This window comes from Streptomyces sp. NPDC001157, assembly GCF_053598255.1.
Window position 1 is genome coordinate 1 of record NZ_JBSFJW010000013.1, and the last position, 20,353, is coordinate 20,353.

Annotated in this window: 17 protein-coding genes; 5 read left to right on the forward strand and 12 right to left on the reverse strand. The window is 68.5% G+C overall.

Annotation, left to right across the window (positions count from 1 at the left end; all coding sequences use genetic code 11):
• The 4 genes from ACWDAG_RS23165 to ACWDAG_RS23180 all read left to right on the forward strand — a co-directional run.
• A partial coding sequence (locus tag ACWDAG_RS23165) for an RHS repeat-associated core domain-containing protein (protein WP_450697447.1) occupies nt 1–1,172 on the forward strand: 1,172 nt, incomplete at its 5' end.
• Nucleotides 1,173–1,262: 90 nt separating this feature from the next.
• Nucleotides 1,263–1,739, forward strand: coding sequence for an SMI1/KNR4 family protein (locus ACWDAG_RS23170; RefSeq protein ID WP_450697448.1), 477 nt, complete (start codon nt 1,263–1,265; stop codon nt 1,737–1,739).
• Nucleotides 1,740–2,066: 327 nt separating this feature from the next.
• Nucleotides 2,067–2,531, forward strand: coding sequence for a GNAT family N-acetyltransferase (locus tag ACWDAG_RS23175; RefSeq protein ID WP_450697449.1), 465 nt, complete (start codon nt 2,067–2,069; stop codon nt 2,529–2,531).
• A 357-nt stretch (nt 2,532–2,888) separates the two neighbouring features.
• On the forward strand, nt 2,889–4,820 hold the full coding sequence (locus ACWDAG_RS23180) for a glycosyltransferase family 2 protein (protein ID WP_450697450.1): 1,932 nt from the start codon (nt 2,889–2,891) through the stop codon (nt 4,818–4,820).
• 276 nt (nt 4,821–5,096) lie between these two features.
• On the opposite strand, the gene ACWDAG_RS23185 is transcribed toward ACWDAG_RS23180, so the two are convergent.
• From ACWDAG_RS23185 to ACWDAG_RS23240, 12 genes are all read right to left on the reverse strand, one after another.
• Nucleotides 5,097–5,903 (reverse strand): ABC transporter permease, encoded by an 807-nt coding sequence (locus tag ACWDAG_RS23185; RefSeq protein ID WP_450697451.1) that lies wholly within the window; start codon nt 5,901–5,903, stop codon nt 5,097–5,099.
• Nucleotides 5,903–6,706, reverse strand: coding sequence for an ABC transporter permease (locus tag ACWDAG_RS23190; RefSeq protein WP_450697452.1), 804 nt, complete (start codon nt 6,704–6,706; stop codon nt 5,903–5,905). Before ACWDAG_RS23190 ends, ACWDAG_RS23185 begins: the two co-directional genes overlap by 1 nt.
• Nucleotide 6,707: 1 nt before the next feature.
• On the reverse strand, nt 6,708–7,715 hold the full coding sequence (locus ACWDAG_RS23195; protein WP_450697453.1) for an ABC transporter ATP-binding protein: 1,008 nt from the start codon (nt 7,713–7,715) through the stop codon (nt 6,708–6,710).
• Entirely contained in the window at nt 7,712–7,981 is a 270-nt protein-coding gene (locus ACWDAG_RS23200; protein ID WP_450697454.1) for a hypothetical protein, read from the reverse strand. Before ACWDAG_RS23200 ends, ACWDAG_RS23195 begins: the two co-directional genes overlap by 4 nt.
• 62 nt (nt 7,982–8,043) lie before the next feature.
• Nucleotides 8,044–8,397, reverse strand: a complete 354-nt coding sequence (locus ACWDAG_RS23205; protein ID WP_450697455.1) for a hypothetical protein — start codon at nt 8,395–8,397, stop codon at nt 8,044–8,046.
• Entirely contained in the window at nt 8,394–11,291 is a 2,898-nt protein-coding gene (locus tag ACWDAG_RS23210; protein ID WP_450697456.1) for a glycoside hydrolase family 2 TIM barrel-domain containing protein, read from the reverse strand. The genes ACWDAG_RS23205 and ACWDAG_RS23210 overlap by 4 nt, the downstream gene beginning before the upstream one ends.
• A gap of 31 nt (nt 11,292–11,322) precedes the next feature.
• Nucleotides 11,323–12,195 (reverse strand): carbohydrate ABC transporter permease, encoded by an 873-nt coding sequence (locus tag ACWDAG_RS23215; RefSeq protein ID WP_450697457.1) that lies wholly within the window; start codon nt 12,193–12,195, stop codon nt 11,323–11,325.
• A complete protein-coding gene (locus ACWDAG_RS23220) occupies nt 12,192–13,160 on the reverse strand; it encodes a carbohydrate ABC transporter permease (RefSeq protein WP_450697458.1) in 969 nt (322 codons plus the stop codon). Before ACWDAG_RS23220 ends, ACWDAG_RS23215 begins: the two co-directional genes overlap by 4 nt.
• A gap of 21 nt (nt 13,161–13,181) precedes the next feature.
• On the reverse strand, nt 13,182–14,447 hold the full coding sequence (locus tag ACWDAG_RS23225) for an ABC transporter substrate-binding protein (RefSeq protein ID WP_450697459.1): 1,266 nt from the start codon (nt 14,445–14,447) through the stop codon (nt 13,182–13,184).
• 237 nt (nt 14,448–14,684) lie between these two features.
• Entirely contained in the window at nt 14,685–16,529 is a 1,845-nt protein-coding gene (locus ACWDAG_RS23230) for a glycoside hydrolase (RefSeq protein ID WP_450697460.1), read from the reverse strand.
• 11 nt (nt 16,530–16,540) lie between these two features.
• Nucleotides 16,541–17,785, reverse strand: a complete 1,245-nt coding sequence (locus ACWDAG_RS23235; RefSeq protein WP_450697461.1) for an ROK family transcriptional regulator — start codon at nt 17,783–17,785, stop codon at nt 16,541–16,543.
• 129 nt (nt 17,786–17,914) lie between these two features.
• The gene (locus ACWDAG_RS23240) at nt 17,915–19,168 is read right to left on the reverse strand and encodes an FAD-binding protein (RefSeq protein ID WP_450697462.1); all 1,254 of its coding nucleotides are present in this window, start codon (nt 19,166–19,168) and stop codon (nt 17,915–17,917) included.
• 122 nt (nt 19,169–19,290) lie between these two features.
• On the opposite strand from ACWDAG_RS23240, the gene ACWDAG_RS23245 reads away from it, so the two are divergent.
• Entirely contained in the window at nt 19,291–20,298 is a 1,008-nt protein-coding gene (locus ACWDAG_RS23245; RefSeq protein ID WP_450697463.1) for a hydroxyacid dehydrogenase, read from the forward strand.
• Nucleotides 20,299–20,353: the final 55 nt, after the last annotated feature.

Below are 20,353 nucleotides of genomic sequence, written 5' to 3' on the forward strand. Positions count from 1 at the left end.
GCGCCCTGCGCGTCGCCCCCAGCAGTGGTACCGGCAACGGCACCCTCACCTGGCTGATGTCCGACCCGCAAAACTCCAGCCAGCTCACCATCGCCACCGACACCGGCACGGCCACCCGCCGCCGCTACCTCCCCTTCGGCGCCCAACGCGGCAGCACATCTCTGCCCACCAGCACCGACCGAGGCTTCCTCGGCAAGACCGAAGACGACTCCACCGGCCTCGACATCCTCGGCGCCCGCGCCTACGACCCCGCCCTCGGACGCTTCCTCACCACCGACCCGCTCAGCACCCCGTACAACCCCCAGGGCCTCAACGCCTACACCTACTCCCTCAACAACCCAACAAACCTCAGCGACCCTTCGGGGCTGGAAAGCTGTGGGCTGAAGCACTACTGCTCGGGCAGCAACGGGACATACGGCGATTACCACGCTGAAAATGACCCCGGGTCGAAGAAGTACAAGGGCTCCAGCCACTACTGCGATACACACAAGTGCTCCGGGGGCAGCAGCAGCGGCACCCACGACAGCAGTGGGACCGTTGAGAAGCTGAACAACCCGAAGCTGCCCACAGCACCCCTCTCCGCAGCCGGAGCAGCCGCAGCTGGAGCCTCACTTTACCGGGAGGCCATGAAGGCAGTAGCGGGTTACCTCGCCAAAAACTCGTGGGCGTATAGCAGATTCACCCTCGTTCTCTCTGAAGTATATGTAAAGACGGTGGATGGAATCGTTCCCCGTATCGTCGGATTTGTCAGCAAGGGTGGCCTTGATAAAAAGCTGCTGGATCTGCTGACGGAGATGGAAGTGACTGTATATAAGGCTGCGCCAGATTCGGGGAAGGGGCATGCCGAGGACGCGGCAGCTGACTTCAGGGAGGATACCGTTAGGCAAGTGGAGAACCTGGGGGGTGAGATCACGGAGGTAGAAAATGCCTATTCAACAAACCGTGCTTGCTCGGAGGCGTGCGGGAGGGGGCTGACCAAGTTTGTTGCCAAACCGGGTGTCGTGATCAAGCAGGGGGATCAGGGGTACGTAATGGGTAAGGTCATGGATGAGGAGACGATCAACGATCTCAGGGATGCCCATGGAGCAGGACGGGCTATAGATGTCATTACACGAGGACTGGAGGCGGGTTTCCTTTCTGAAGGAGCCGGGATGGAAGACGAAGAGAAGTGAATCTGACCATCGGAGAAGCGGCGCCGCCCCTGTCCGTGGTGCATCTGACATGATCGACCGAGCTTGACGCCCACAGAGAAGGACCAGATCATGAACGCCATGACCGAAGACGAGATCGTCGATGCCGTGCGTACGGCGATGGCCTCAAAGGGTCCCACGCCACCGGCATCGCCAGACGCCGTGGCAGAGGCGGAACGCGTGGTCGGGTACCCACTGCCGGCCCTCCTGCGGCGCCTTTACCTGGAAGTGGCGAACGGCGGATTCGGCCCCCGAGGGGGCGTATTGGGCGTATCGGGTGGTAAGTGGCGTGGGGACTGGGCCGATATTGTAGATGTCTACGAGGCATTCTCCTCCGCTCCCGACAGTGAAGTTCCAGACGGATTCGTTTGGTTGTTCGAGTGGGGAGATGCCATCTGGTCGCTTGTGGATTGCCGCGATCCACTGGGGCCAATGTGGGGATGGGATCCCACTGATGGCCCGGAGGGGGCACTTTTCCCGACGGGGCAGAATCTTGCAGAATGGCTTACGGATGCACTTGCGGGAAAAGAAGAAATTCCCTCGAAATAGAATTTCTTGGCGCGCTGTCGGTCGATTCGCACCTGGTGAAGGGTGAAATGGTTCCTTGGCTTCCTGCCTCTGGCAACCTTGATCTGGGGCGGTGGGTCAATCTCAAAGGGATCCTTGATCTAACCGGATATGTTCTCTATGTCCCGGGCTCGCCTCCCCGTCGACGAGGTGGATCCCGCGCTAGAAGATCTTGTCGAGTGCGTCGGGTTCTGAACCGGCGCTCGTCCGCTCGCGCTCGGAGAGATGATCGCGGAAATTGGGCCGAGTCCTCGGGTGGGCGGGTTTCGGCGTTCGCGTAATGCTGCCCCGAGTCGGCGGAGGTTCGCTATGGTGTCCCTGGGCTGTCGTTCCGAGGATGGAGCGACCCTGGTGCCAGGAGGCGGTCGAGCGGTGTTGGAACGACTCGACGACCAGAATCATGAATCCCTGCAACTAGGCGGGGTCAGGTCCCCAGATCGGCATGCTGCCACCGAAATTGTGCTGGTCGACGCGCGGAACGCAGTCATCGGCCGAGTCCGTTTCCGTATCTGCAATGATTGCCGCACGGGACGGATCCTGGACGTCTGGGTCCTCGATACGTGGCAGCGTCAAGGGCTCGGGCGTGAACTTGTCAATACTCTCCTCGCGCACTGCACCGGCCTTGGGTGGAGTACCACCCGGCAAACCCCGGAGGGACGGCTCTTCTTCTCGGCGATGACCCAGGAGACGTCGATCCATTTTCCTCAATGTGGAGCATTGTGCGTGCATCTGACAGGGCGGTTCACGCGGGTATGGCGCCGCCTGATCAGCTGATTCTGGCCTGGTTACTCCCAAACTGCGACCCAATTGCCGTAATCCAGCACTTGTCCGCGGGGCTGTCGCGATTGCGCGTGTTTCATCCCTTGGCTGATCTAGAGGTAAGTCGCGGATCTGATCGGCCTACACGTGTGCGGACAGTCCCGATTCCGGCGACGTCGCCGCCCACACCACGCTCATGCAGCCCCTCTTCCCCACACAGGCCGCCCCCATGATTCAGGGCCACGCTCCCACGCTTCACCACGACAGGGCTACTGGGACCGGACCGCACGTGTTACGAGCTCTTACTGTCGCGAATTTCAGGCGATCCCTTCCGCCCGTCACCCGTCCGGCGGGCCCGGTAAAGTCTGTGAGATGCCGAGAGTCAAGGTCAGCGTCGTCGTGCCCGTGTACAACACCGGGAAGTACGTCGACGAGTGTGCGCCGTCGCTGTTGGGGCAGTCCCTGCCTGCCGACGAGTACGAGGTGATCTACGTCGACGACGGGTCGACGGACGACACCCTGGCCCGGCTGGAGAAGATCGCGGCGAAGCACCCGAACGTGCAGGTGCACACCCGGCCCAACTCGGGCTGGCCGGGAGCGCCGCGCAACCTGGGTATGAGCCATGCCCAAGGGGAGTACATCCAGTTCGTCGACCATGACGACACCCTTGGCCCCGAGGCGCTGGAGCGGCTGTACGAGTTCGCCAAGCGCAATGACGCCGATGTGGTGCTCGGCAAGATGTCCAGCACCATGGTCCGGCCCCGGCGGCTGTTCCGGCACACGGTGGACGCCTGCACCATCGAGAACGACGAGCTCATGCAGAGCATGTCGCCGCACAAGATGTTCCGGCGCGCCTTCGTCGAGGAGCACGGCCTGCGCTTCCCCGAGGGCCCCTGGATCCTGGAGGACCTGCTCTTCGTCAGCGCCGCCTACCTCAAGGCGGAGCGGATCTCGATCCTCGCCGACTATCCCTGCTACTACTGGATGAAGCGGGACGACGGCGGCAACAACACCCAGCACCGGTTCAGCTCCCGGCACGGCTTCTGGCCCAATTGCCGCACCATCGTCCGCCAGATCAAGGACGGCACCGAGGCCAGTGACGACATCGACGCTCTGCAGAACCGTCTCCTGCACCGCCTCTACCACGTCGAGATCCTCTCTCGCACCCGCGAGCCGGAGATCCTCCGCGAGGACCCGGGGGAGCAGAAGGAGCGTTTCGAGGCGGCCCGCGAGCTGGCGCTGACGGAGTTCCCGCCTGCCGTACGCGAAGGTCTGCCCACCGTGTCCCGCCTGCGCGCCGAACTCCTCGAACGCGGCGACTTCGACGGCGCGGTGGCTCTCGCCGAGCGCATCCGCGAAGTGAAGGCCCGCAGCGAGCTCGGCGCACTGCGCTGGGAGAACGGCCGGCTGGTTGCCGACGTCACCCTCGACCTGCTGCGCGGAGACGGCGAGCCGCTGGTGCTCGTCGAGCGGGACGGCAGGCGCCTGCTGGACCCCGAGCTGCTCGCCGGCGTGCCCGGTGTGGAGGACGGCTGGGAGGTCCGCGACCCGTTCCGGCTGGCGTACGCGGAAGTGGTGGTCAAAGACCGCGACCGTGCGGACTGGTGGTACCCCGAGGGCGACCTGGAGGTGCGCCTGGAGCCGCTCGGCGAGGGCCGCTCACGACTGGTCGCCTCCGGACGGCTGCTCCTCGATCCCGAGCGACTGGCCGGCGGCCGTCCGCTGGAGCGCGGGGTGCACGACGTGTGGGCGTACGTCCAGCTCCTCGGTGTGGACCGGATGGTCCGCCTCACCGGCGACGGCACCCCGGGCGCCCCGGCCGCGGGCCCGGCGCTGACCGGCGGCCGCCTCGCGCTCCCGTACTGGACGGGCAGCGGCCAGCTCGCCCTCGACGTGGACCAGCGCCAGCGCAGGCTCGGCCCCGACACCGCCGAGGCCGCCGCGGCGAACACGGCACGCGGCGGACGCTCGCTCCCGCTGCCGTACGTGGCGGCGGGGACAGACGGAGCCCCGGCTCGCATCAAGGTCACGGTCTCCGCCCTGACGGTGGACGCCGAACTGATCCCCGCCTCCGACGGCACCACGGCCGAACTGCGCCTGCCCACCCGTCTCGGACTCCCGGCCGGCCGCCATCCGGTCACCCTCCCGAAGACGGACGCCCCGGTCGCCCACGCCGTCGTCCGCGACGGCGCCCTGCTCCGGCTGGAGGGCCCGGCGTACGAGCCCGGCACCGGGCGCCGACTCCTCGACTCGGTCGCGGACAACGGGCAGGTACGGCGGGTACGGCGGCGGTTGGGTCGCTGAGGGCTCCGAGGGCTGTGCCGACCGGGTCCGATGTCGGCGCTGGGCGCAGGGGCGTCCGGGTGCGAGAGGGTGCCGTGGCCGGGACGATCCCGGCTCGGCGCCGAGCCGCATGCCGACGCGCTCGCCGTCAGCCGTTCACGGCCGCCTACGCCGGTGTCCGTGACGGCGCCCCGCTCCGGCTCCTCGACTCGGTCGTGGACGACGGGCCGCTGAGGGAAGTGCCGGAGCCGGGACGATCCCGGCTCCGCGCCGAGCCGGATGCCGTCGCGGTCGCCGTCAGCCGTTCACCCCCGTGTAGTGGTTGAGGCTCCAGCGCCACAGCAGCCGTGCCCCGAGGTAGGTGAGCACGCCGAGCAGGGGGGAGGCCGCCGCCAGCCAGTACGGGACACCCGTGTCGTGCCCGTGCCCGGTGAGCACCGCGGCCGGGAAGTAGGCGACGAACGCGAGTGGGAGGCCGAAGGTGAGGAAGCCGCCCACCGCCTTGGGCAGCACGTTCAGCGGGTAGCTGCCGAAGGTGCCGAGCAGCTCCTCCAGCCAGCGGCCCCAGTAGTCGGCGGCCGGGAAACGGAGCGCGGCGCAGGCGACCGCCGTGAACAGGGCGGCCTCCAGCAGCATGGCGCCGAGCACACAGGCGATGAGATACGTGATCCGCCCAGCCGTCCAGTCGAGTCGGCTGCGGGACAGGGCGCCGACCATCAGGCCCACGGCGACCGTCAGGTCGCCGAAGGCGTTGGTGGGGAAGAACTCCAGCTGCACCTGCCGGTGGACCGGCATCGGCCGCAGCAGATAGATGTCGATCTTCCCTTCCTGGACGAACCGGCCCAGCTGGTGCACCCGGCCCAGGCACAGCACGAACAACCCGTGCGCCAGCATGCGTGTCGCCGGGATCAGCAGCACCTGAGAGCTGTCCCAGCCGCCCATCCCGGTGAACCGGGTCAGCAGCACGGTCGCGAACACGATCACCGACACCTGCCAGATCGCGCCGATCGCGATGTTCAGCAGGAACTCGATGCGGTACTCCATCTGGGCGCGGATGTTCAGACGGGTGATGCGCCAGGCGATCCGGACGGCGTTCACAGGCATCAGCCTCCCTGGGAGATGACCCGGTGGGCGGCTCGCCGCCACAGGAACCTGGTGAGGAGGAAGAGCAGTACGACCCAGACGGCCTGGATCGCCAACTGCCCGCCCGCATCAGCCAGTTGGATCCGGCCCACGTACAGCGACAGGGGCACGCTGAGCGTCGCCTGGAAGGGCAGGAAGGTGCTCATGGTGCGGAACCAGCCGGGGAAGAACCACAGCGGCGCGTACACCCCGGACAGCAGGTTCTGCGCGAAGAGCAGGATGAGCATCGCGGAGTTGTTGCGGAGGGTCCAGAAGCACAGCTGGTCCAGGAGCAGCATCACGAAGTACAGGACCAGCTGGCCGAGCAGCAGGCTGACCACGAACACCCCGGCGACCGCCGCCGACCCGGGCGGCTCGATCACCCCGGCCGCGAGACACACCGCGTATCCGGTGAGCGCCCACGCGGCCCCGTAGACCTGCTCGCCGAGGGCGCGCAGCGCGTGGTAGCGGGCGGGCGGCAGCGGACGCAGGTACCAGTAGACGATGGTGCCGAAGTGCATGTGCTGCAGGATCGTGTCCCGGCCCGCGTACTGGTCCAACTCCCGCAGCCGGGAGGCGAGTACGGCCAGCACGGCGTAGGTGACGGCCTGCTCGCGGCTCATGCCGGCCGTGGCGCCGGAATGCGCGTACAGGCCGCTCCACAGGGACGCGACCAGCACCACCTGGACGACCAGCCGGACCAGGACGGCCGTCATCCGGGGCGGGGCGTGCAGCTCGCCGAGCGGGGTGACGCGGGCGGCCCGCCACGCGTGCAGAACGGCCATGTCAGACCCCTTCCGCCGCGGGCTCCGCATGCGCGTACGCGACCCGCATCACGTCCTCCAGGTCCGCCTCGTCGATGGCGATGCCGGTCACCTCGTACCGCTCGATGACCGCCTTGAGCGCCTGATGGACCGTGGGAGCCTCGGGCCCGTCCGGGCCGAACACCACCTGCGGGCCCTCCTGCCGCAGCAGTGCGATGCCCGGCGGCGGGACGACAGCGGTGTGCCCGTCGGCGAGCGTCGCCCGCACCTGCCAGGTCGAGCCGAACTTACGGCGGATCTCGTCGAGAGAGCCGTCGAGGACGAGCCGCCCGTGGTTGATCAGCACGACCCGCTCGGCGAGCCGCTCGACCTCCGTCATGTCGTGCGTCGTCAGCAGCACCGTACGGCCGCGCTCCTCCACCTGGTGGCGCAGGAACTCCCGGACCTGCTCCTTGACCACGACGTCCATGCCGATCGTCGGTTCGTCGAGGAAGACGACCGGCGGGTCGTGCAGCAGTGCGGCGGCCAGGTCGCAGCGCACGCGCTGGCCGAGGGAGAGATGGCGCACGCGGGTGTCCCAGAAGGCCGACAGTTCGAGGATGTCGTCGAACTCCCGCAGCCGGGCGGCGTGTTCCGCATTCGGCACGTCGTAGATGTCCCGCAGGATCGAGAACGACTCCCGCACCGGCAGGTCCCACCACAGCTGGGTGCGCTGCCCGAACACGGCGCCGATGTTGCGGGCGTTGCGCTCCCGCTCCTCGTACGGCACCACGCCCGCCACCCGGGCCTCGCCGGAGGTGGGCGTGAGGATGCCGGTGAGCATCTTGATGGTGGTGGACTTGCCTGCGCCGTTCGGGCCCAGCAGGGCGAGGAGTTCACCCGGCGCCACGTCGAAGCTGATGTCGGAGACGGCGTGCTTGACGGCCCGCTCCGGGTTGATCAGAGATCTGAGCGTGCCCGCGAAACCCGGACGGCGCACGGTGGTGTGGAAGGAGCGGGAGAGGGAGCGGACCTCGATACTGCCGATCACTCGATGAACCTCCGGGTGAGTTGGATCAGCCAGACGGTCACCGCGAGCGAGGCGGCGGAGAGTGCGGTCGGCAGCCAGGGAACGGCGTGGATGCCCGAGGCCTCGATGCCCGCCCCCAGCAGCGGGGGAGCCGCCACTCCGCCGATCATCGACGCGGCGATGACCCAGGCACCGGCGCGCCTCGCCTGGGGAAGCGCCCTGTTCAGCCAGGGCAGTCCGGTCGAGAAGACCGGCGCGATGAACAACCCAACACCGGCGTAGGCCACCGGCGCCACTCCTTTTACACGTGTCGGCAACAGACACACGGCCATGCCGGCCGCGCAGACCGTCAGGATCCGCTCGGGGCGGCGGCCAGTGCCCTCGGCCGGTTCGGGGCGAGCGCGAAGCCCGCGCCGCCGAGACCCATTAGGCCGTAACTCGCCGCCAGCAGCGCCCTGTTGATGATCCGGAAGTGGATCGCGTTGAAGGCCGGAACGCCCTCGACGCCGCCCGTGAAGTCCAGGCTCAGACCGAGCCCGGCACCGGACGGGGACAGGCCGAACTCCGTTCGCAGGCCCGGCACCGCGGGGCCGTGCAGTGCCTGCAGCATGTCGATGAGGACGAAGCCGACGCAGGACGCGACCGCGGCCGGCCGTCTGAAGAGCCGGCCGACCGCAGGGGACCGTATGTCCGTGTCCGTCAACTGATCTCCGAGAAGACGAAGGAGAACTCGGCCGGCTCGGCGTGCAGCTGGTACTGCGGCAGCACGCCCGGGCCGCAGGACCCGGTGCCGATGCCGTGGATGCCGTGGTCGAGGTTCACCCAGACCGTCTCGCCGGCCGTGAGGTCGGTGAGGTGGGTGGCCGCGTCCAGCTGCTCGGTGGTCCAGCGGCGGGCGGTGAGGAAGAAGTCCGGGTCGCCCTCGATGCGCAGCCCGCCGAGCTCGGCCCAGCGGACGTCCGCGCGGGCGCCGTTCTCCTGCGGACGGACGTACGGGGTCTGCAGCCCGTCGACCGTGGACTCCCAACGTCCGACCCTGGACGCCGCCTTGGTGTCCGGGTAGCCCTCGCCGGGCCCGCCGCCGTACCACTTCACGGTGTCGGCCCGGGTGAGTCCGAACCGCACGCCGAGACGCGGCAGCGGTACCGGCCACTCGCCCTCCGGCCCCACGGACACGGTCAGCCTGAGGCGGCTGCCGTCCGAGGTCCAGCGATACACCGCGGCGAGGCCGAACTCCCAGGCGGCCGGGGCGACCCGGGTCCGCACGGTCAGCGCATCGTCGCCGAGCTCCACCGAAGCCAGGCGGTGCCGCATCCGGTGCAGGCCGTACTTGCGCCACAGCTCCGCGGAGCGGACGTCGGTCAGCCAGTCAGCGCCCTCGTCGTTGTCGGTGGTGGCCCGCCACACGTCCAGGCGCAGACCGCTCACCTCGACGCCGCCGATGGTCTTCAGCACACCGGTGCGGGCGTCGAAGGAGGCGGGGCCCAGCGTGATGACACCGTCGCCGGCGACAGGGCCGTCGGTTGCGGCGACGGACGGCAACGTCCGTGCGGTGAGCGGGAGTTGCCCCCAGGCCACCTCGTGCCCCTTGGGCCCCCAGTTGGTGTCGGCGGCCAGCAGCGCCCGTACCGTCCACGTCGTCTCGCCGCCACGGTGGTCGGCGGTCGGCTCGGGCAGCTTGACGTCCGCGGACTCGCCCGGGGCGAGCGCGGGCAGGGACAGCGCGCCCGACTCGACGCTCTCGCCGTCCACTTGGTAGGACCACTCGAAGGCGAACGCGGACAGGTCGGCGAAGTCCTGCTTGTTCGTGATGCGAACCGTGCCGTCGGTGCCCTCGATGGAGACGGGCTCGATGACCTTCTTGAACTCCAGCAGGCCCGGGGAGGGCTGCCGGTCGGGAAAGATCAGGCCGTCGCAGACGAAGTTGCCGTCGTGCAGCTCCTCGCCGAAGTCGCCGCCGTAGGCGTAGCCCAGCTCCGGGTGCTTGATGCCGTGATCGATCCACTCCCAGATGAAGCCGCCCTGGAGCCGCTCGTACTTCTCGAAGAGCTCCTGGTAGTCGGCGATGCCGCCCGGGCCGTTGCCCATGGCGTGGCCGTACTCGCAGAGGATGAAGGGAAGTTCGCGGCGCTTGTGGGTGCCGCCGTCCAGCTCCTTGCCGATCTGCTCGACCTCGCCGTGGCTCGCGTACATCCGCGAGTACATGTCCGTGTCACGGGAGTTCCAGTCGCCCTCGTAGTGCACGAGGCGCGAGGAGTCGCGGCCGTGGATCCACTCGGCCATGGCGGTGAGGCCGCGTCCGGTGCCGGCCTCGTTGCCCAGGGACCAGATGACGACCGACGGGTGGTTCTTGTCCCGCTCGACCATGCGGGCCGCGCGGTCGAGGAGGGCCGGGGTCCAGCGGTCGTCGTCGACCGGGTTGTCCCGCCAGGCCTGCTCGGTGAAGCCGTGGGTCTCCAGGTCGCACTCGTCGATCACCCACAGGCCGTACTCGTCGCACAGGTCCAGGAAGGCCGGGTGCGGCGGGTAGTGGGAGGTGCGCACCGCGTTCAGGTTGTGCCGCTTCATCAGCAGCACGTCCTCGCGCATGGTTTCCAGGTCGAGGGCGCGACCCTTCTCGGGGTGCCACTCGTGGCGGTTGACGCCCTTGAAGAGGAGCGCCTTGCCGTTGACCTTGATGAGGCCGTCGGCCAGCTCGACCGTACGGAAGCCGATGCGCAGCGGGACGCGCTCGCCCTCGGTCACCAGCTCGCCGTCGTACAGCTTCGGCACCTCGGCCGACCACGGCTCGACCTGTACCGTCACCGACTCGCCGGTCGGGACATCGATGTCCAGTGCGGGCACGGTCACCCGCCCGTCGACGTCGGAGTCGACGCGCAGGGTGCCCTCGCCCGTGACGTGGTCGTAGGAGGCGTGCACGAAGAAGTCGAGGACGCTGCCCGCCGGGCGGTGCAGCAGCGTCACGTCCCGGAAGATGCCGGGCAGCCACCACTGGTCCTGGTCCTCCAGGTACGAGCCCGCGGACCACTGGTGCACGCGTACGGCGAGCACGTTGCCGCTCGGCTTCAGCAGGTGCCCGACCGCGAACTCGTGCGGCAGCCGGGAGCCCTTGAACTCGCCGATGGCGGTGCCGTTCAGCCAGACGCGGGCGCAGGACTCGACGCCGTCGAAGCGGATGACGGCCCCGCCGTCGGCCGGCCAGTCCTCGGGCAGGTCGAAGACGCGCAGGTGGTCGCCGGTCGGGTTCTCCGTCGGGACGTGCGGCGGGTCGACCGGGAAGGGGTAGAGGTGGTTGGTGTAGATGGGCAGGCCGAAGGCGCCGTCGCCCTGGAGGACCCAGTGGCCGGGGACCGTGACCTCGGCCCAGCTGCCGGCGTCGTACCCCTCCTCCGCGAAGGAGTCGTCCTCGGTGTCGGCGGTCGGTGAGACGCGCAGGCGCCAATTCCCGTTCAGCGACAGGGATTTGGCGTCCGAGGACCCGTACCAGGCACGGGGCGGAAGGGCCCCGCTGCCGGGGGAGACGTCCTCGACGTAATCGATGGATGGGGGTCCCCCCGCCCGAGCGGAGCCGAGGGTGGGGGAGGTGCGGGCAGTCATCGGTCTCCAGGTCGTGATGGTGAGGTGGGCGTCAGCCCTTGATGCCAGTCTGCGCGATTCCCTGGACCAGCCAGCGCTGGAGGAAGAGGAACACGAGCACAAGGGGCATGATGGAAATGGCGGTGGCCATGAAGATCAGGTGGTAATTGACCGTCTGGTTGGTCATGTACGAGGAGAGCGCCACCTGGACGGTCCAGGAGCTGGGGTCCTGGCCGATGACCAGTGGCCACAAGAAGGCGTTCCAGCCGTTGATGAACGTGATCGTCGCCATCGCGGCGAAGAAGTTCAGCGAGTTGGGCACGACGATCCGCCAGTACGCCGTCCAGTAACCCAGCCCGTCCACCCGCGCCGCCTCTTCCAGTTCCTTCGGGAACCCGAGGAAGTACTGCCGAAAGAGGAAACAGGTGAAACCGCTGAACAGGCCCGGGATGATCAGGCCCCGGTAGGTGTCCACCCAGCCGAGTGACGAGACGAGCACGAAGCTGGGCACGAACGTGACGGCCGTGGGCACCATCAGCGTGGCGAGAACCGCGTAGAAGACCTTGTTGGCGTGCCGGTAGGGGATACGGGCGAGACCGTATCCCGCCAGGGAGCAGACCAGCAGGATGCCGGCGGTCATCAGAACGGCGACGACCAGCGAGTTCCACATGGACTGGGCGAAGTCGACGGTCGGGTCGTCGAACAGCTCGGAGATGTTGCCCCACTGCAGACTCGTGGGGAAGAACTGCCAGTTCTCGCCGGTGATCTCCGGGTCCGTGGACAGGGCGTTGCGGACGATCAGATAGAAGGGGATCAGGAAGAGCAGTGCGGCGAGGCCGACGGCGACGTAGAGACCGGTGTTGCCGAGGAGGCCCCCGCGCTTGGGCCGACGTCCCTCGCCGACCTGGGGTGCGGTGGTGGTCACTTGGACTCCTCCCCCCTTCCGAAGCCCATGAACTTGCCCTGCAGCAGGGTGACGGCGCAGATCAGCAGCGTCAGGATGACCGCGCCCGCGCTGCCGGAACCGTAGTCCTGGTTCGCGCCGAGAGCCGTCTTGTAGAGGACCATCAGGGGCGTCTGGCCCCAGGTCGCCCTGGTCGTGATGATGTTGTAGAACTCGTCGAACGCCTGGTAGGCGGCGACGAGCAGCAGCAGGATCACCGCGGTGGAGGTGGCCCGCAGCTGGGGCAGCGTGATGTAGCGGAACGTCTGCCAGCCCGGCTTGGCCCCGTCGATCGCGGCGGCCTCGTACAGCTCGCCCGGGATGTTCTGCAGCGCCGCAAGGAAGAGGATCATGTAGAAACCGGCCTGCAGCCACAGGCGGACGGTCAGGATGACCAGCCAGTACCAGGGCGGGCTCGGGTTGGATACCCAGGCGACGTTGTCGGCGCCGAACCAGCCGATGACCGTGTTGGCCAGGCCGAAACGGACGCCGTTGAAGATGGACATCTTCCAGATCAGCGCGGCGGCGACATAACTGCACGCGGTGGGCAGGAAGAAGACCGAGCGGAAGAACGCCCGCATGAACCGCAGCCGGTGCACCATCAGGGCCAGGCTCAGCGAGAGCGCCCAGGTGGTGGGCACGATGAACGCGGCGAAGACGGTGAACGTCACCAGCGAGCCGGTGAAGGCGCTGTCCGTCAGCATCTGCTTGTAGTTGTCGAAACCGACGAAGTGGCTGGGGGTGACCGTGAAGCGGGCGTCGAAGAAGCTGAGCCAGATGCTCCAGCCGATGGGAACGAAGACGAAGATCACCAGGCCGATGAGGAACGGGCCGGTGAAGAGCCAGAAGTTCAGGGTGTTGTTCGCCGTGAGCCCCCGCCGCGGCCGGGCCTTGGAGGGCTTGGCCGCGGCGGGGCGGGCGACCCCGCGGGTGGTGGTGGTCGACATGTCCTTGGTCCGTCCGCCGGCCTATCCGAAGAGCTTCTTGAGCTCGCGCGTGACGGTCTTGTCGGCCTTGTCGAGCGCGGCCTTCGGGTCCCCGCCCTTGCGGACGCAGTCGGAGATGACCGTGTCCAGCGCGCTCCACATGGCCTGGGTCCAGCCGATGTTGTCGAAGTGGCCGTAGGTGTTGAAGAGCTTCACGCCCTCAGCCGGCAGCCCCGACTGGAGCTTGGTGGCCTCCTGGGCGATCGAGGTGCGCGGCGGGATGTGGAAGCCGTAGGAGGTCGCGAAGTCCTCCTGGTTCTTCTTCTGGTCGATCCACAGCCACTTCACGTACTCCTTGGCCGCCTCGACGTTCTTGCCCTTGGCGTTGACGAACATCGACCAGCCGCCGTTGTAGACGGACAGCTTGCCGGCGCTGCCGACCTTCGGGAAGGGGAAGATGCCGAGGTCGTCGCCGAGTGCCTTCTGCATCACGGGCATCGCCCACATGCCGCAGAACTGCATCGCGCACAGACCCTGGTTGAGGGCGGACGGGTCCCAGAAGTCGGCCGGGGCGTCCAGCAGCAGGTTGCCGCTGGTGAAGAGCTTGCGCAGCTGGCTCAGACCGCCTGCGACCGCGTCGGTGTTGAAGCCGACCTCGTTCTTGTCGGTGAGGGTCTCGGCACCGGCCGACCAGATCAGCGGGGCCTCGATGGCGTGCAGGTCGTTGCCGAGGAAGAGGCCCTTGACCTTGGAGGTGGTGAGCTTGTCGGCGGCCTCGATCAGCTCGTCCAGCGTGGTCGGGACGGCGACGTTCGCCTTCTCCAGCATCGACTTGCGGTAGAAGAAGAACTGGGGGTCGTCGATCATCCGGACGCCGTAAATCTTGCCGTCGACCGTGTGCGAGGCGATGTCCGCCTTGTTGAAGTCGTCCTTGACGGGCTCGATGATGTCCGTCAGGTCCGCCACCTGGCCGCTCTTGACCAGCTGGATCTGCGGGTGGAACTCGAAGACGTCCGGCGCCTGCTTGGTGAGCAGGGCCGCGAAGAGCTTGGTCTCGTAGTCATTGCCGGTGATCCACTGCGTGGCGACATTGGCCTTGGTGTACCCCTTCGCATACCGCTTGACCGCCTGCTCCACGCCCGCCTCTCCGTAGGCGTGGAAGTACTGGGTCAGGTTCGTGCCGGATCCCGACCCGCCCCCCCGCCCGTTGTTGCTGCCGCACGCGGCCAGCGTGCCGGCGGCGGCCATGCCCGCGGCCGCCCGGAATATGGACCGGCGGGAGAAGTTGCTGTTGCTCATTGCCGACATGCTGACGTCCTTGTCTCGATTGCGGCTGCGGCTCCACGGCTTCAGCGCTGTCAGGCTGGTACGTGGCTCGAAATGCGTTGTGGTGCGGGGACGTTAACCTTCGGCTAAGGCTTCGGCAAGGGGTTGGACGAAGTCTGTTCGAAGCGTTAAATCCGGTTCGGAATCCCGAACGTGGGGGTGATGCGGGGGTGAGGGCCGCCGGGTCAGGGTGTGGCCGGCGGCCCTCGGATCAGGGGACTAGGCCTTGTTCCAGACCTCGTTGGTCCCGCCGTTGCAGCTGTACAGGATCACTTTGCCGCCGTCGGCCGTTGCCTGCCCGCTGACGTCCAGGCACTTGCCGGACGCCTCGCTGAGGATCTGGCCGTTGGCGTTCAGCAGCCAGCGCTGGCTTGCGTCACCGGTGAAGTCGGCGGTTGTCGTCAGGCCCGAACTCCCGGCCGTGAGGTAGCCGTTCGCTCCCTTCAGGGCGCCCTTGCCGTCGTACGACCACGACTGCTCGCTACCGCCCGTGCAGGTGCTGATGGCCGCCCCGGACGCACCCGCGGTCAGGCACTTGCCGGACTGCCTGCCCTGCAGCGCGCCGGTGACCGCGGAGCTGCCGTGGCCCTTCTGGTCGAAGACGTACGTCGTGATCGAGCGGGCCGCGAGAGTCGTGGACGCAGTGCCGCCGCTCACCGTCGGCCTGGCGACGTTCGCCCAGTCCTCGGTGGCCGAGGTCCGCACGGCCTGCGCAGCCCGCACCGGCGTCCTGTTGTTGAAGTGCAAACTCAGCGGTGTGTCGGTCGAGTTGTGGTTGTTGACCACGACGACCCACTTGCCGTTCCGGTCGTACGACGACACCTCGACGCCGTCCGGCGCCCCGGTCACGTTGTGCGCGACCGAGCCCGGCCTCACGAACCTGCTGTACTGGCCGAGCGCGTAGTACCGCTTGGTGAAGTACAGCTGCTGGTTGCCGTTGGTCGCGTAGTCCGGGTCGTAGTAGATCAGGCCGTCGTTCCAGCCTGTGTCGTTCCGCTCGGTGGGGGAGGCGCCGTAGCCGCTGGCCAGGGCCACCCACCACTGGAAGGCCGAGTCGTGCGAGCTCGCGAAGTCCTTGTAGATGATCCGCGACATCAGCAGGGCGTTGTCGATGGTGGGGTCGTACTCCTGGTTCCAGCCGGTGCCGCCCTTGCCGAAGCAGCAGATCTCGGTGGCCCAGGACTTCTTGCCGACGGCCCTCGACGTCTCGTAGACGTTGCCCAGCTGGCCGTCATCCGGATTGTTGTACGTGTGGTGGGCGAGCGCGGACACGTACTGTGCGGTGCCCGGCTGCGAGATCCACTGCGGGACCTCCGACACGAACCGGGTCGTACTGCTGGACTCGTCCGCGATGACCGACGTCTTCTGCTTCCGGGCCCGCTGCTCGGCGCCCAACGCCCGTACGATGTCGTCGCGTTGCTCGGGCGTGACCTTCATGCCCTCCTGGCCGCAGTCCCCGAAGTCGTTGTCCGGCTCGTTGAACGGGCTGATGTAGTCCAGCTTCACGCCCTGCTCGGCGAAGTGGTCGGTCACGTCCGCCACGTACTTGGCGTAGTCCGACTCGCTGCCCGCCTTCAACTGGCCGCCGCAGCTCTGGCCGTTGGTCGTCCACCGCGCGGGCGCGCTGTTGACGAAGCCGATGAGGTCCTCGACGCCGTACTTCGCGGCGTACTTGAGGAACGTACGGCCGCCCTTGTCCTTGCTCCAGTCGTACGAGCCGTCGGGGGCGAGGAAGTCCTGGGCGGCGCGGGCCGGGGTGGTGACCGCGACGCCGCCACCGCCGATGTTGTAGCGGTAGGAGGAGAGGCCGAGGCCCTGCCGGGAGAAGAGCAGAGCGGCGACCCGGGCCTGCACCTCGGGCTTGAAGTGCTGCAGGTCGTTGACCCACCAGGCGCCCGACGCGCCGATGTCGTCGATGGTCTGGGCGGCGTGCGGGGAGACCTCGGCCGTCGTGGGGGTGGCGGCCGAGGAGGGCGGGGCGGATATCAGGGGACCCGCGACGGCGAGCGCGGCTGCGGCCGTCAGCAGGGCGGATCTGGTGGTGTGGGGGTGAGTCACGTGCATCCCTTCCGTCGTCATGAAGGTGGTGCGGTACGGCTCCTGGTGGGGGTGGTGCGTTTCGCGGTCCTCTGCCCGACCGACTGCAGTGCGCCTTCGAGCGCGAACGTCGCCGCACCCAGGCACGCCGGGTCGGTGGGGATCAGGGAGAGGACGATCTCGGTGGCGGCCATCGGACGCGGCAGCGCGTGCCGGGCGACGGCCTCGCGCACCTCCGCGACCAGGGGCTCGCCGAGGGCGGCCGCGACCCAGCTGCTGAGCACGACCACTTCGGGGTTGAACAGGTTGACCAGGTCGGCGATGCCGGCGCCGAGGTAGCGGGCGGTGTCCCGGACCACCTTGAGCGCCACCGGGTCGTGCTCCCGCATCCCCTGGGCCAGCGCGGCGATGGTGGCCGTCTGGTCCTCCGGGTGCAGCAGCGGGCTGCCGGGGCTCAACTCCCGAAGATTCAGCATGATTCCGGGGGCTCCGACATACGTCTCCACACAGCCGTGGTTGCCGCAGTGGCACAGACGGCCGTCGAGGACGATCGTGTTGTGCCCCCACTCGCCGGCGCTGTTGCTGACCCCCCGGTGCAGCCCGCCACCCAGGACGAGCCCGGCGCCCACGCCGGTCCCGAGGGTGACGACGACGGCGTCCCCGCGCCCGCGGGCGGCCCCGAACCACAGCTCGGCGACCGCGACGGCACGCAGCGGGTTGTCCAGGTACAGGGGGTAGGCGATGTGCTCGGTGAGCAGGTCGAGCAGCGGCACGTCGTGCCAGTCCCAGTTCGGCGCGTACTCGGCGATGCCGGTGTCGCGGTCCACCTGCCCCGGCACGCTCACGCCCACGCCCAGCACCCGCGCGCCCTCGATCCCGGCCTGCGTGACCACCGAGCCGACGGCGGCCGCGACATGGCCGACCAGCTGCTCGGGGAGGGTCTCGCCGGGGCGGACGTCCTCCTCGGCGCGGGCGAGCACGTTCAGTGCCAGGTCGAACAGCTCGACATGGACGTACGTCTCCGCGATGTCGACGCCGATCAACGCGCCCCCCGACGCGTTGACCGCCACGAGGCCCCGGGGGCGGCCGCCCGCCGAGTCCTCGAACCCGACCTCGGTGATCATCCGCAGGTCGAGCAGCTCGCCGACGAGCGTGGCGACCGTGGCGAGGCTCAGACCTGTGGCGGCCGCCAGCTCCTGCCGGGAGGTGGGAGACGCGGCGATGATCTGGCGCAGCACCTCGTAGCGGTTCGCGGTGCGGATGTCGCGTGATGTGCGCTTCACAGGTCGTCGACCCCCGTTCCTTCAGTCAGGCGGACCGGGCAGGTCGGCACCGGCGCGGCGCAAGGCTATGGCCTGCGCAGGACTTTCGACAAGGGGTTAGGAAAGGGGGTTTATAAAGTCTCCCGGAGGTCAGTCGCCCAGCACCGTCCGCACGAAGGAGTTGGCGAATTTTCCGTCCGGGTCCAGCGCCCGCGCAAGCACCCGGAAGTCGGCCAGCCGGGGGTACCGGCCGCGCAGGACCGCGGCGGGCGTGGTGAAGACCTTGCCCCAGTGCGGGCGGGCGTCGAACGGGTCCAGCGCCTCCTCCAGCCGCCGCACCACCGGCAGCACGGCCTGCGTGTCCTCGATCCAGGTGAAGTGCACCGCCACGGTGTCCCGTCCGTGGGCCGGGCTCAGCCACTGCGGGTCGGCGGCGACCGTGCGTATCTCGCAGGTCTGCAACACGGGGGCCACCGTCGCCCGGATCCCGTCGAGGGTGTGCAGCACGTCGACGGCATGCTGCCTGGGCAGCAGGTACTCCGACTGCAGCTCGGCTCCGCTGCTCGGCGTGAACTCCGCCCGGAAGTGCGGCAGCCGCTCGTGCCAGGGCCCCGGCACCCCGAACTGCTCCGTGCAGTTCACGGCCGGCATCCCCGGCACGGGGTGCAGCTTCTCGGTCGCGGGCGCGGCCCACGGGAAGTCCGGGAGCGGCTGGTCGGTGCGCCGCTTGAGCCACACCTGCCGGAAGCCGGGCTCCCGCCAGTCGGTGAACAGGCTCACGCTGTACGCCGCCGCCGCGATCGTCTCGTACGTCTCCAGGTCCAGCCCGGCGAGGGGGAGTTCGGTGAACACGTGCTGCTCGACCTCGAAGGCCGGCTCCAGGTCGAGGGTGAGGGTGACCACGACGCCGAGCGCGCCCAGCGAGGTGACGGCGCCGTCGAACCGGGCGTCGCCCCGCCCGATCCGTACCGTCTCCCCGTCGGCCGTGACCAGCTCCACCTCGCGCACCGGTGCCGCGAGCGATCCGTTGGCCACCCCCGAGCCGTGTGTGCCGGTCGCCACCGAACCGGCGACGGAGATGTGCGGCAGGGACGCCATGTTGGGCAGCGCGAGCCCGTGCGTGTGCACCACGCGGGCAAGTTCCGCGTACCGGACGCCGCCCGAGACCCGTACCGTGCGGGCCGTGGTGTCCACGTCGATCACCGGCGGCAGTCCGGCGATCGAGAGCAGGGTGCCCTCGGGGCCCGGCTCGGCGATCTCGTTGAAGGAGTGGCCGCTGCCCAGGACGCGGACCTTGGTGCTGTCGGCCACGAGGGTCCTGAGCGCGTCGAGCGAGTGGGGGCGGTGCAACTCCTTTGCCGCATAGGTGATGTTGCCTGCCCAGTTGGTGACCGTCTGCGTCATCCCTGTCGTCCCTCCGGCGAGTGCATGTGCATGGACCCTCTGCATTGACCCTCTCATCTGGCGAGACCTACCGTGGAGAGCGTTTTCTACAACTTCCTCGCCGAAGTCGGAGGACCACCCCTTTGCCCGAGCGTCCCCAGGCCCTGTTCGCCATGACCGCCGAGAACCTGCCGCTGGTCTTCCCCTCGCAGGTCCTTGGGCGGCTGCGTGAGGCGGTGGACATCGATCCGGAACTGGTCGCCGAGGACTTCGCCGCACCACGCGTTCGTGAGGTGCTCGCGCGCACCGAGATCCTGGTCGCCGGCTGGGGCTGCCCCCGCCTGGACGCGACCGTTCTCGACGCGGCTCCGAAACTGCGCGCGGTCCTGCACTCGGCCGGCTCGGTCAAGGGCTTCACCACGCCCGAGGTCTGGCGGCGCGGCATCGTGGTCTCCTCGGCCGCCGCGGCCAACGCGCTGCCGGTCGCCGAGTACACGCTCGCGATGATCCTGCTCGCCGGGAAGGACGTCCTGGGCGCCCGGGAACGCCTGCGCACGACACGGGCCCATCCCGGCTGGGGCGTCCTCCCCGGCATCGGCAACCACGGCCGCCGGGTCGGCGTGATCGGTGCCTCCCGCATCGGCCGCCGCGTCATCGAGTTGCTGGCACCCTTCGACCTGCGCGTGAGCCTCACCGATCCGTATGTCACCGAGCCGCGAGCAGCCGAACTCGGTGTACGGCTCCTGCCGTTGGACGACCTTCTGCGCACCTCGGACATCGTCACGATCCACGCGCCCGAGACGCCGGAGACCCACCACCTGATCGGCCGCCGGGAACTCGCCCTGATGCCGGACGGGGCGACTCTCATCAACACCGCGCGTGGCGGCCTGGTCGACCACGACGCCTTGGTCGAGGAGCTGCGCACCGGCCGTCTGAACGCCGTCCTCGACGTCACCGACCCCGAGCCGCTCCCTGCGGACTCGCCCCTCTACGACCTCCCGGGCGCCTTCGTGACCCCGCACCTCGCGGGCTCGCAGGGCAACGAGCTCTCCCGTCTCGGCATGACGGTCGCGGACGAGGCAGCGCGTCTGCTGAAGGGCGGGGATCTGGCCTTTCCGGTTGATCCGGGGGCGCTGGAGCGTGAAGCGTGAAGTGCGGATTTCGTAGATGCAGGCATGACTCACGAAGCTATTCGTAAAGCTCTGG